Source organism: Cupriavidus sp. WS, assembly GCF_000395345.1.
GTDB lineage: Bacteria > Pseudomonadota > Gammaproteobacteria > Burkholderiales > Burkholderiaceae > Cupriavidus > Cupriavidus basilensis_B.
The window spans coordinates 1-11,499 of sequence record NZ_AQPL01000545.1 but is presented as its reverse complement, the minus strand read 5'-3'; the positions used below and the strand labels follow the sequence as shown (position 1 = coordinate 11,499).

Here is an 11,499-nt window from a genome sequence, read left to right as displayed (position 1 = left end):
GCGCCGCGCTCAGCCGAGCAGCGGCGCGAGCGCCAGCCGGCCGGCGGCTTCGGCCGGCGGCACCTGCCACGGCAGCGTGCCGAGCAGGGGCGCGTCCAGCGTGCGGCGCAGCGTGTCGATGTTTTCGTCGGCGAGGTCCATGTCCGGGTCGATGCGGTTGGCGATCCAGCCGGCCAGGCGCAGGCCGCGCGCGCGCACCGCCTCGGCGGTCAGCAGCGCGTGGTTGATGCCGCCCAGGCGGATGCCCGCCACCAGCACCACCGGCAGGCCGAGCATCACGGCGAGGTCGGCCGTGTCCCAGCCGCCATCCGCGGCCGGCGCGCCGTCGAGCGGCACGCGGAAGCCACCCACGCCTTCGACCACCACCGCATCGGCGCGCGCCTGCAGGGCGGCGAAGGCGGCGCGGATCGGCTCGCGCGTGATGCGCGCGCCTTCGGCGGCGGCGGCCAGGTGCGGCGAGGCCGGCGTGCGCAGCAGGAACGGGCAGGTCAGCGCCTGCGGCACGTCCACGGCGCTGGCCGCGCGCAGCTGCGCGACGTCGTCGTTGTGCCAGTGGTCGCCGCGCCATTCGCTGCCGCTGGCCACGGGCTTCATGCCCACGGCCTGGCGGCCGGCGGCGCGCAGCGCGTGCAGCAGCGTGGCGCTGGCGTGGGTCTTGCCCACGCCGGTGTCGGTGCCGGTGACGAAGCACGCGAACGGGGCCGCGCTCATGCTGCCGCTCACGCGATCTCCCTGCGCGGCACCACGCTGCCGAGGCTGGCCAGCAGGCGCTCCACGTCGGCCTGCGCGTGCGCGGCCGAGAGCGTGATGCGCAGCCGCGCGGTGCCGGCCGGCACCGTGGGCGGGCGGATCGCGCCGACGCGGATGCCGTCGGCCTCGAGCGCCGCGGACAGCGCCAGCGCGGCCACGTTGTCGCCCACGATCACCGGCTGGATGGCGCTGGCGCTCTCGCCCAGGCGCCAGCCGGCGGCGCGCGTCAGGCCGGCCAGGCCGCCGCGCAGCGTGCGGATCAGCGCGGCGAGATGGGCGCGGCGCTGCCGGCCTTCCTCGCCGGCGATCAGCGCCAGGCTGGCCGACACCGCGTGCGCCACCGCGGGCGGCGCGGCGGTGGTGTAGATGTACTGGCGCGCGGTGTTGATCAGGTGCTCGATGATGGTTTCGTGCGCGGCCACGAAGGCGCCCGCCACGCCGGCGGCCTTGCCCAGCGTGCCGACGTAGATCAGGCGCGGCGAGGTCAGCGCGAGGTGCTCGAGCACGCCGCGGCCGGACTCGCCCAGCACGCCGAAGCCGTGCGCGTCGTCGACGATGATCCAGGCGTCGTGGCGCTCGGCCAGCGCCAGCAGTTCGTCCAGCGGCGCGAGGTCGCCGTCCATGCTGAAGATGCTGTCGGTGACGATCAGCTTGAGCGGGGTGGCCGCGCCGGCCAGCAACTGCTCCAGCGCGGCCACGTCGCGGTGCGGGTAGCGCGTCACCTTGGCGCGGGCCAGGCGCGCGCCGTCGATCAGCGAGGCGTGGTTCAGTTCCTCGCAGAACAGCGTGGCGTCGGCGCCGCCGAGCGCGCTCAGCACGCCCATGTTGGCCATGTAGCCGGTGCAGAAGTACAGCGCGCGCGCATGCGGGATGTGGGGCGCGAACCATTCGCCCAGCTCGCTCTCGAGCAGGTGGTGCGCCTGCGAGTGGCCGCTCACCAGGTGCGACGCGCCGCTGCCCGCGCCGTAGCGGCGCGCGCCCTCGGCCATCGCCTCGACCAGCGCCGGGTGGTTGGCCAGTCCCAGGTAGTCGTTGCTACAGAAGGTCAGCAGCGCGTGGCGCTCGCCGCCGGCGTCGCTGACTTCCTGGTGCGGCGCGCACGCGGTGTGGGCGGTGCGGCGGCGGCGCGTGAGGGCCTGCTCGTCGCGCTCGGCGGCGGCCAGCTTCAGGTGTTCAAGCAACATCGTGCGTCTCCGTGGGTTGCGCCGGCGCGGCGGCTGGTACGTCTGCCGGCGCGGCGGCCGGTCCGGACAGTACCGTGTCGAGCGTGGCGTGCAGCCGGTCCGCCAGCCATTGCGCCATGTCCGCGTCGAACACGTAGGGCGGCATGACGTAGAGCGTGCGGCCGATCGGGCGGATCAGCACGCCGTGCGCGCGCGCGGCGTGGTGGAAGCGCGCGGCGAAGTCGCCGGCGCCGCCCGGCACGCAGGCTTCGCGCACGTCGGCGGCCCAGATCAGGCCGCGCTGGCGCACGTGCTCCAGCCGCGCGTCGGCGGCCAGCGCGGACATGGCGCGCGCCAGCCACTGCGCGCGCTCGCGGTTGCGCGCCACCACGCCGTCCCGCGCGAACAGGTCGAGCGTGGCGAGCGCGGCGCGGCAGGCGAGCGGGTTGCCGGTGTAGGAATGCGAATGCAGGAAGCTGCGGGCGCGGTCGGGGTCGTGCGCCGCGGTGACGAAGGCGTGCTGCAGCGCGCTGCGCGACATCACCAGCGAGAGCGGCAGGTAGCCGCCGCTGATGCCCTTGGACAGGCACAGGAAATCGGGCCACAGGTGCGCCGGCAGCGGGCCTTCCGCGGCGGGCTCGCCGCGCGACTGCTCCCAGGCGAAGAAGGTGCCGGTGCGCCCGCAGCCGACCGCGATCTCGTCGGCGATCAGGTGCACGCGGTAGCGGTCGCACAGCGCGCGCACGCCGGCCAGGTAGAGCGGGTCGTGCATCGCCATGCCGGCCGCGCACTGCACCAGCGGCTCGACGATCAGCGCCGCGATCTGGCCGCCGCGCGCCTGCAGCAGCGCCTCCAGCTCGGCGAGCGCGCGCTGCGCCACCTGTGCCGCGCTCTCGCCGGGCGCGGCCTGGCGCGCGTCGGGCGACATCACCACGTGCGACTGCATCAGCATCGGGTCGTAGGCGTCGCGGAAGATCGCCACGTCGGTCACCGCCAGCGCGCCCACAGTCTCGCCGTGGTAGCCGTGGCGCAGGCAGACGAACTCGCGCTTGCCCGGCAGCCCGGTGTTGCGCCAGTAGTGGAAGCTCATCTTGAGCGCGATCTCGACCGCCGAGGCGCCGTCGCTGGCATAGAACACGTGGCCCAGCGCGCCGCCGGTCAGCGCCGACAGGCGCTCGGCCAGCTCCACCGCCGGCGCGTGCGTGCAGCCGGCCAGCATGACGTGCTCGAGCGTGTCGAGCTGCGCGCGCAGCGCGGCGTTGATGTCGGCGTTGGCGTGGCCGAACAGGTTGACCCACCACGAGCTGGTGGCGTCGAAATAGCGCTGGCCGTCCTCGCCGTGGAGCCACGGCCCCTCGCCGCGGGCGATGGCCAGCGGCAGCTCGCCGGCGTCGGGCCGCAGCGGCGTGCAGGGATGCCACACCGCGCGCAGGCTGCGTTCGCCGAGCGACGGCGCGGCTAGCGCCGCGCGCGGGGATTGGGACTGGTTGTCCAAGGAAACCCTCCTTTGTTGACCGCGCACCGTGCCGGCCGGGCCGGCGGGCGCCGGCGCGGCGGCACTCGCGTGCGCGTTGGGGAGAGTCATGGTAGGGAGCTCCCCTGCCCCTTGGCAAACAGGCCCGGTTTTACACGTTAGCGGCATGTTGGGCGACAAACCGCGAAGAAGCCGGCAAGCGTCTGGCATCGTGCCGCCAGCATGCGCCGATCCGCGCAGCGGATGTGGCCGATGCGCCGCGGCGCGCTCAGGATGGCGGGCCGGACGGCGGCCCCGGCTCCCGGAAAAGGCGCGCCGCCGCGCCCCCCGGCGTCATGGCGCCTCCCCCAGCATGTCGCCATCCACATAAAGCCAGCGCGGCGCCTCGCCGGCGGCGCGCGGCTCGCGCACGAAGCGGCTGCGCTCGTGCAGCCGCCACGCGCGCCCGCCGACCTTGTAGCGCGCGACGAACTCCACCTGCGCGTGGGTCTCGTCCTGCTGCGCGTGCGCCTTGATCGCCAGCCCGAGCCAGCGCGTGGCGGTATCGGGCGCGAGGTCGGGCGGGCAGGTCGACGGATGCCAGGTCTGGCGCAGCCACGCCACGTCGCCCATCACGTAGGCGCAATAACGCGAACGCATCAGTTGCTCGGCATTGGCCGGCAGCGCCTCGCCGCGGTGGAAGCGCCCGCAGCAGGCGGCGTACTCGCCACCGCCGCACGGGCAGGCCGCGGCGCCCGCGCCGGGCTTGCGCGCATCTTTCATCCGATCCGCTCCGGCAGCTCGCGCATGTCGGCGAAGGTGCTGCCCGCGCCGGCCGCCAGCAGCGTGGCGGCAGCGTTGCGCGCGGCATAACCGAACACCGTCATGCCGGCCGCCACGCCGGCGGTGATGCCGGCCGGGCTGTCCTCGATCACCGCGCAGCGCGCCGGCGCCACGTTCATGGTGCGCGCGGCCAGCAGGTACACGTCGGGCGCGGGCTTGCTGCGCGCGACCTCGGTGGCCGAGAAGATGTGCTCGCGCTCGTCCTGCCGGAACAGCGCCACCAGCCCGGTGCGGGTCAGCTGCAGCTTGACCTTGATGCGGTCCGCGCCGGAGGCCACGCACACCGGCAGGCCGGTGGCGGCAATGGCGGCGACCGCCTCGCGTACGTGCGGCACGGCCTGCACTTCGGCCTCCAGCACCGCGTTGCGGCGCGCGAACCAGTGCGACAGCCAGTTCTCCGGCAGCGGCGCGCCGCGCCTGCGCTCGATGTTGGCGAGCTCCTCGCGCACCGCGCGGCCGAGGAACCACTCGGTGGATTCCTCCAGCGAGATGCGGATGCCGAGCTCGTTGAGCATCTCGTTGAGCACGCGGTTGACGATGGGCTCGCTGTCGACGAGCACCCCGTCGCAGTCGAAGATCACGCAATCGAAACGGGGATGGCGGACCGGCCGGATACTGGCATTCATGCGGGTTTCTTTTCCTTGCTGCTGTCTGTGTTGCTGGTTGTGCCGCCGCCGGCCACCGCGCGCAGTTCGGTCTGGCGGCGGCTCTTGAGATGGGCCTCGATCTGCTCGAAGCGGTCGAAGCCCCAGAACGGCTCGCCGTCGATGATGACGAAGGGCGAGCCGAACACGCCCTTGGCCATCGCCACCTCGATCTCCGCCTTGAGCTGGTCCTTGATCTGGAAGCTGCTGGCGCCGGCGTCCATCGCGTGCGCGTCGATGCCGAGCGGCTCGGCCAGCTTCACCAGCTCGGCCGGCTCGGCGATGTTGACGTCGTCGACGAACAGCGCATGGTAGACCGACTTGGCGAAGGCCGAGGCGATGTCCGCGCCGTGATGGTTCTGCAGCCACAGCATGGCGCGCGCGGCCTGCGTGGTGGGCAGCGGGAAATGCGTGGGGCGCTTGTACTCGATGTGGTGGAAGGCCGCGGTGCGCTCGAAATCGAGCCAGCAGTAGTCGCCCTTGAGCGGCACGTGTGGCAGCGGCGCGCTGCCGGTGGTCTTGAACACCACCCCGAGCAGGATCGGATGCCAGGCCACGAAGCGGCCGTATTTCTGCGCCAGCTCGTCGATGCGGGTGCTGGCGAAGTAGCCGTAGGGCGAGGAGAAATCGAAGTAGAAATCGATGGGGGCGGTCATGGCGTGGGGGACTCCTGGGGTCTGGCCGGGTTCGATGCTGCGTTGGGTTGGTGCTGCACTGGGTTCGGTGCCGTGCTGCCGCGCCGGCTTGGCGCGCGGCAGCCGTCAGGATAACGCGCGCGCGATCAGGATCTTCTGGATGTCGCTGGTGCCCTCGTAGATCTGGCAGACGCGCACGTCGCGGTAGATGCGCTCGACCGGGAAATCGCTGACGTAGCCGTAGCCGCCGAATACCTGGATGGCGGCCGAGCAGACCGCCTCGGCCATCTCGCTGGCGTAGAGCTTGGCCATCGCGGCCTCCTTCAGGCACGGGCGCCCGGCGTCCCGCAGCGCGGCCGCGTGCCACACCATCTGGCGCGCCACCTCGATCTTGGTGGCCATCTCGGCCAGGCGGAACTGCACCGCCTGGTGCGCGAACAGCGGCTGGCCGAAGCTCTCGCGCTCCCTGGCGTAGGCCAGCGCCGCCTCGAAGGCCGCGCGCGCCATGCCGATGCTCTGCGAGGCGATGCCGATGCGCCCGCCTTCCAGCCCCGACAGCGCCATCTTGTAGCCGGCGCCTTCGTCGCCGAGCAGGTTGGCGGCCGGCACGCGGCAGTCCTCGAACACGATCTGGGCGGTGTCGGACGAATGCTGGCCGAGCTTGTCCTCGATGCGCGCGACCACGTAGCCGGGCGTGGCGGTCGGCACCAGGAAGGCGCTGATGCCGCGCTTGCCGGCGGCCTTGTCGGTCACGGCCAGCACGATGGCCACGTCGGCGTTCTGGCCGCTGGTGATGAACTGCTTGACGCCGTTGAGCACGTAGTGGTCGCCGTCGCGCACGGCGCTGGTGCGCAGCGCGGCCGCGTCCGAGCCGACGTGCGGCTCGGTCAGGCAGAACGCGCCGAGCATCTCGCCGCGCGCCAGCGGCACCAGCCACTGCTGCTTCTGCGCCTCGCTGGCGAACGCCATCAGCATGCTGCACACGGGGCAGTTGTTGACGCTGATGACGGTGGAGGTGCCGCCGTCGCCGGCGGCGATCTCCTCGAGGATCAGCGCCAGCGAGAGATAGTCCAGCCCGGCGCCGCCGTACTGCTCCGGCACCGCCACGCCGTAGGCGCCGAGCGCGGCCAGCCCGCGGTGCACGGCCTTGGGGAAGGTCTTGTCGCGGTCCCACGCGGCGGCGTGCGGCGCGATCTCCCGTTGCGCGAACTGGCGCACGGCGTCGCGGATCATTTCCTGTTCGGGTGTGAGCAGCATGTCGTCCCTGTCTCTCTATCTCTGTTCTGTTTTTCCGCGCGGCCGGCGCCGCGCGGCGCCGGCCCGGCTCACCACGGAATCACCGCGCCGTCGTAGTTGCGGAAGCCGCCGTTGTCGTGCCGCGTGGCGCCGGCCATCACGCGGCGCATGCCGGCCACGCTCTGCTGCGGCGTGATGTCGGCTTCCTTGCCGCCCATGTCGGTCTGCACCCAGCCCGGGTGGAAGGCCAGGCAGGTGGCGTGGCGCGCGTCGAGCGAGGCGGCCTTGAGCGCGGCGTTGGCGGCGGCCTTGCTGACGCGGTAGAGCCAGCTGCGGTTGCTGTCCATCGCGCCGATGCTGCCCATGCGCGAGGCCAGCACCGCCAGCACGCCGCCCTGGCCGCCGCGGCCGGTTTCCACCATCGGCAGCAGCAGCGGCAGCGCCATCATCGGGCCGAGCACGTTGACGTGCATCACGGCGTCGAAGTCCTGGCGCGAGACCGGCTGCGCGCCTTCGGTGCGCGGGCCGATCACGCCGGCGTTGTAGACCGCCACGTCGAACGATTCGCCGTCGAGCTTCCAGCCCAGCCCGGCGACCTGCCCGGCGTCGGTCAGGTCGGCGCGCAGCGCTTCGGCGCCGAGCGCCTCGATGGCGGCGATGCCTTCGTCACTGCGCGCCACGGCCAGCACACGCCAGCCGTCGGCGCGGTACTGGCGCACGAATTCGAGGCCGATGCCGCGCGAGGCACCGAGGATGAGAGCGGTAGGCAAGACGGACTCCTTGTTTCTGGTCGATGGATTGCGGGGCCGCGGCCGCGCGCCGCCGAGCGGCGCGCGCCGGATGCCCCGGGTGGTCAGATGATTTCCAGCCCCACGGCGGTGGCCTCGCCGCCGCCGATGCACAGGCTGGCCACGCCGCGCTTGCCGCCGGTCTTGCGCAGCGCGCCGATCAGCGTGGCCATGATGCGCGCGCCCGAGGCGCCGATCGGGTGGCCCAGCGCGCAGGCGCCGCCGTGGATGTTGACCTTGGCGTGCGGGATCTTGAGGTCGTGCATGGCGGCCATCGGCACCACCGCGAACGCTTCGTTGATCTCGAACAGGTCGACGCTGTCGGTGGTCCAGCCGAGCTTGCGGTAGAGCTTGCCGATGGCCTCCACCGGCGCGGTGGTGAACCAGCCCGGCTCCTGCGCGTGCGTGGTGTGGCCGAGCAGGCGGGCCACCGGCTGCAGGCCGAGGCGCTTCGCGGTGGACTCGCGCATCATCACCAGCGCGGCGGCGCCGTCGTTGATCGACGACGACGAGGCGGCGGTGATGGTGCCGTCCTTGGCGAACGCGGGCCTGAGCGAGGGGATCTTGTCGAGCTTGATGCGGCGCGGGCCTTCGTCGGTGTCGATGACGGTGTCGCCGCCGCGCCCGGGCACCGTCACCGCGGCGATCTCCCAGCGGAAGTCGCCGCGCTCGGTGGCCTGCTGCGCGCGCCGCACGCTTTCCATCGCGAACTCGTCCTGCGCGGCGCGCGTGAAGCCGTACTTCGACGCGCAGTCCTCGCCAAAGGTGCCCATCGAGCGGCCGCCGCCCTTTTCGTCGCGGATATAGGCGTCCTCGAGGCCGTCGAGCATCATGTGGTCGAAGATCATGCCGTGGCCGATGCGGTAGCCGCCGCGGCCCTTGGGCACGAGATAGGGCGCGTTGGTCATGCTTTCCATGCCGCCCGCCACCGCGACCTCGAACGCGCCGGCCAGCAGCGCGTCGTGCACGGTCATGGCCGCGCGCATGCCGGAGCCGCACATCTTGTTGACGGTGGTGCAGCCGGTGCCCATCGGCAGGCCGGCGCCGAGCGCGGCCTGGCGCGCGGGCGCCTGGCCCAGGCCGGCCGGCAGCACGCAGCCGAACACCACTTCCTCGACCTGCTCCGGCTTGAGGCCGGCGCGCTCCACCGCAGCGCGGATGGCGGCGGCGCCGAGCTGCGGCGCGGTCAGCGCGGCGAACTCGCCCTGGAAGGCGGCCATCGGCGTGCGGGCCGCGGATACGATGACGACGGGATCTTGCATGGTATGTCTCCGTTGATGTGTGGGTTGCAATGGCGGGCGGCGCGAACCGCCCTGCCGTGAATGCGCCGCTGCCGCGCCGCGCGCGTCAGCGGATCGACGCCTGCGGCGGATCGCCGAACTGGCGGTACGCCGCCTCGAGCTGCCGGTGCAGCTCGTCGTTGCTGCTGGCGGCCATGCCGAGGTCGCGCAGCAGGCCGTCGGACACGCCGTAGACCCAGCCGTGCACGGTCACTTCCTGGCCGCGGCTCCAGGCGTCCTGCAGCACGGTGGTCTGGCACACGTTGTTGACCTGCTCGATCACGTTGAGCTCGCACAGCCGCGTGTGGGCGTCTTCCTCGCGCGTCACGGTGCCCAGGTAGGCGCCGTGCTTGTCGGCCACGTCGCGCACGTGGCGCAGCCAGTTGTCGGCAAGGCCCACGCGCTCGCGCATCAGCGCGACCTTCACGCCGCTGCAGCCGTAGTGGCCCACCACGGTGATGTGGCGCACCTTGAGCACCTCCACCGCGAACTGGATCACCGACAGCGCGTTGAGGTCGCTGTGCACGATCACGTTGGCGATGTTGCGGTGGACGAACACCTCGCCGGGCGCCAGCCCGAGGATCTGGTTGGCCGGCACGCGCGAATCGGAGCAGCCGATCCACAGGTATTCGGGCGCCTGCTGGTTGGCCAGGCGCATGAAGAAGCCGGGGTCTTCCGCGTTGACGCGGTCGACCCACTCGCGGTTGTTGCGGAACAGTTGATCGATGGCGTCACTCATGCTGCCCTCCTCGCGGCGGCAGCGGGCTCGCCGTAGCGGTTGATGAAGCGCTCTTTGACGTCGTAGGCATAAAAGTCATGGATGTGTCCGGCCAGCAGCCGGTCCTTGTGGCCCTGCCACATGGCGGGGTCGAAGAAATCTTCGTGGTGGCGCAGGAACGCCGCGCGCACGCGCGCGTCGCCCAGCAGGAAAGTGCGGTAGGTCTCCGGGAAGATGTCGTGGCGGCCCACGCTGTACCAGGGCTCGCCGGACATCTCCTCCTCCTCGTTGCGCGGCTGCGGCACGCGGCGCACGTTGATGTCGGTCAGGTATTCGATCTCGTCGTAGTCGTAGAACACCACGCGGCCGTGGCGCGTGACGCCGAAGTTCTTGTACAGCATGTCGCCGGGGAAGATGTTGGCGGCGATCAGCTCCTTGATGGCGTTGCCGTACTCGACGATGCCGTGCTCGACCTGCGCGTCCGAGCCTTCCTGCAGCCAGATGTTGAGCGGCGTCATGCGGCGCTCGATGTAGACGTGGCGCACCACGATCTCCTCGCCGCCGTCCTTGCCGCGCTGGTATTCGATCATCGACGGCGCGTGCAGTTCCAGCTCGCGCACCAGCGCGTCGTCGAAGCGCGACAGCGGGAAGGCCACATCGGAGTATTCGAGCGTGTCGGCCATGCGCCCGACGCGGTCGTGCTGCTTGACGAGCTGGTACTTGGACTTGACCAGCTCGCGCGTGGTCTCCTTGGGCGCCGGGTAGAAGTCCCTGATGACCTTGAACACGTAGGGATACGACGGCAGCGTGAACACCAGCATCACCAGGCCCTTGATGCCGGGCGCGCTGATGAACTTGTCCGACGAATGCTGCAGGTGGTGCAGGAAGTCCCGGTAGAACAGGTTCTTGCCCTGCTTCTGCAAACCCAGCGAGGTGTAGATTTCCGCGCGCGGCTTGCGCGGCATGATGTCGCGCAGGAAGGTCACGTAGGCCGAGGGAATCTCCATGTCGACCATGAAGTAGGCGTGCGTGAACGAGAACAGGATCAGCAGCTGTTCCTTCTTCAGCAGCACCGTGTCGAGCATGAGCCTGCCGCCCGGCGCGTGCACGATCGGGATGGCCAGCGGGTAGGTGCGGTCGGCGTTCACCACGCGGCCGATGATGAAGGCCGACTTGTTGCGGAAGAACAGCGACGACAGCACGTGGACCTGGAAATTCGGCGCGATGCGGAAGTCGCCGAAATACTCGGTGACGGCGCGCACCACGTAGTCGATGTCGCGCCGCAGGTCCTCGAACGGCAGATCGAGCTGGAAGTTGTGGACGATGCGCTCGAAGCAGGCCGCCATGCCGGCGCGGCTGCCCGGGTAGTAGGCGCGGAAGGTCGGCCGCGTGGGCGACTCCTCGTTCTCGATGTACTCGGTCGAGATGGCCGGGCGCACGAAGATGAAGTCGTTGTTGAAATACGAGCGGTGCAGGATGCGCGTGCACACCGAGTTGAAGAAGGTCTCGGCCAGCTCGGGCTGGTGATGGTTGGTCAGCAGGCCGATGTAGTGCAGCTTGATCTGCTGCCAGATCTCGTCCTCGATGCGCTCGGCGTCGTATTCGTCCTCCAGGATCACGCTGGTCTCGCGCACGCGCTCGTTGTAGAAGGCGATGCGGTCGCGCTGGAGCTGCTGCAGGCCGTGCCAGTCCGCCGCCTCGAAGCGCCGCTTGGCTTCGTGGCTGACCTCGCGGAACAGGCGATAGTGCTTGTCGAACCCGTCCAGCATGGTGCGGGCCACGTCGTAAGCGATCTGCGAGGACAGCAGCTTGGGGAAGTGAGACATGGCGCGGGCCGGTGGCAAGGAAATAGCGACGACTGCGGGCAACGACTGCGAGTTTCCGGAGATTGTAAATTGGTTCGAGGGGCCGGCGCTGCCTGTTTGGCGCGATGGCTGGCCGCCGGCCCGCTTGTCACGCTGGCGTCACATCGTCTCGGCGTACAGTTCG

The 11,499-nt window shown here is 71.1% G+C and carries 11 protein-coding genes; all 11 read right to left on the bottom strand.

Translation table 11 applies throughout. From position 1 onward, the window contains the following. Positions 1-9: 9 nt before the first annotated feature. Entirely contained in the window at positions 10-711 is a 702-nt protein-coding gene (gene bioD, locus K206_RS0134215; RefSeq protein ID WP_043367703.1) for a dethiobiotin synthase, read from the bottom strand. A gap of 8 nt (positions 712-719) precedes the next feature. Next, entirely contained in the window at positions 720-1,934 is a 1,215-nt protein-coding gene (gene bioF / locus K206_RS0134210) for an 8-amino-7-oxononanoate synthase (protein ID WP_020206777.1), read from the bottom strand. Further along, the gene (gene bioA / locus K206_RS40145) at positions 1,924-3,408 is read right to left on the bottom strand and encodes an adenosylmethionine--8-amino-7-oxononanoate transaminase (protein WP_020206776.1); all 1,485 of its coding nucleotides are present in this window, start codon (positions 3,406-3,408) and stop codon (positions 1,924-1,926) included. Before bioA ends, bioF begins: the two co-directional genes overlap by 11 nt. A gap of 312 nt (positions 3,409-3,720) precedes the next feature. Then, positions 3,721-4,149, bottom strand: a complete 429-nt coding sequence (locus tag K206_RS0134200; RefSeq protein ID WP_020206775.1) for a YchJ family metal-binding protein — start codon at positions 4,147-4,149, stop codon at positions 3,721-3,723. Then, positions 4,146-4,835, bottom strand: a complete 690-nt coding sequence (locus K206_RS0134195; RefSeq protein ID WP_020206774.1) for an HAD family phosphatase — start codon at positions 4,833-4,835, stop codon at positions 4,146-4,148. The genes K206_RS0134200 and K206_RS0134195 overlap by 4 nt, the downstream gene beginning before the upstream one ends. Then, positions 4,832-5,509, bottom strand: a complete 678-nt coding sequence (locus K206_RS0134190) for a 2-hydroxychromene-2-carboxylate isomerase (RefSeq protein WP_020206773.1) — start codon at positions 5,507-5,509, stop codon at positions 4,832-4,834. Before K206_RS0134190 ends, K206_RS0134195 begins: the two co-directional genes overlap by 4 nt. A gap of 105 nt (positions 5,510-5,614) precedes the next feature. Beyond that, a complete protein-coding gene (locus K206_RS0134185) occupies positions 5,615-6,745 on the bottom strand; it encodes an acyl-CoA dehydrogenase family protein (protein WP_020424024.1) in 1,131 nt (376 codons plus the stop codon). A gap of 68 nt (positions 6,746-6,813) precedes the next feature. Beyond that, positions 6,814-7,494, bottom strand: coding sequence for an SDR family oxidoreductase (locus tag K206_RS0134180; RefSeq protein WP_020206771.1), 681 nt, complete (start codon positions 7,492-7,494; stop codon positions 6,814-6,816). 83 nt (positions 7,495-7,577) lie between these two features. Further along, positions 7,578-8,774 carry an acetyl-CoA C-acetyltransferase gene (locus K206_RS0134175; protein ID WP_020206770.1) on the bottom strand — a complete coding sequence of 399 codons (1,197 nt, stop codon included), beginning with the start codon at positions 8,772-8,774 and terminating at the stop codon, positions 7,578-7,580. A gap of 85 nt (positions 8,775-8,859) precedes the next feature. After that, positions 8,860-9,531 carry a carbonate dehydratase gene (gene can, locus K206_RS0134170; protein ID WP_020206769.1) on the bottom strand — a complete coding sequence of 224 codons (672 nt, stop codon included), beginning with the start codon at positions 9,529-9,531 and terminating at the stop codon, positions 8,860-8,862. After that, positions 9,528-11,336 carry a bifunctional isocitrate dehydrogenase kinase/phosphatase gene (gene aceK / locus K206_RS0134165; protein ID WP_020206768.1) on the bottom strand — a complete coding sequence of 603 codons (1,809 nt, stop codon included), beginning with the start codon at positions 11,334-11,336 and terminating at the stop codon, positions 9,528-9,530. The genes can and aceK overlap by 4 nt, the downstream gene beginning before the upstream one ends. Between the last annotated feature and the right edge of the window lie 163 nt (positions 11,337-11,499).

Bases quoted from the DNA above. Each gene is read 5' to 3' on its own strand.
- bioD (WP_043367703.1), bottom strand. From the start codon at position 711: ATGAGCGCGGCCCCGTTCGCGTGCTTCGTCACCGGCACCGACACCGGC.
- bioF (WP_020206777.1), bottom strand. From the start codon at position 1,934: ATGTTGCTTGAACACCTGAAGCTGGCCGCCGCCGAGCGCGACGAGCAG.
- K206_RS0134200 (WP_020206775.1), bottom strand. From the start codon at position 4,149: ATGAAAGATGCGCGCAAGCCCGGCGCGGGCGCCGCGGCCTGCCCGTGC.
- K206_RS0134195 (WP_020206774.1), bottom strand. From the start codon at position 4,835: ATGAATGCCAGTATCCGGCCGGTCCGCCATCCCCGTTTCGATTGCGTG.
- K206_RS0134190 (WP_020206773.1), bottom strand. From the start codon at position 5,509: ATGACCGCCCCCATCGATTTCTACTTCGATTTCTCCTCGCCCTACGGC.
- K206_RS0134185 (WP_020424024.1), bottom strand. From the start codon at position 6,745: ATGCTGCTCACACCCGAACAGGAAATGATCCGCGACGCCGTGCGCCAG.
- K206_RS0134175 (WP_020206770.1), bottom strand. From the start codon at position 8,774: ATGCAAGATCCCGTCGTCATCGTATCCGCGGCCCGCACGCCGATGGCC.
- can (WP_020206769.1), bottom strand. From the start codon at position 9,531: ATGAGTGACGCCATCGATCAACTGTTCCGCAACAACCGCGAGTGGGTC.
- aceK (WP_020206768.1), bottom strand. From the start codon at position 11,336: ATGTCTCACTTCCCCAAGCTGCTGTCCTCGCAGATCGCTTACGACGTG.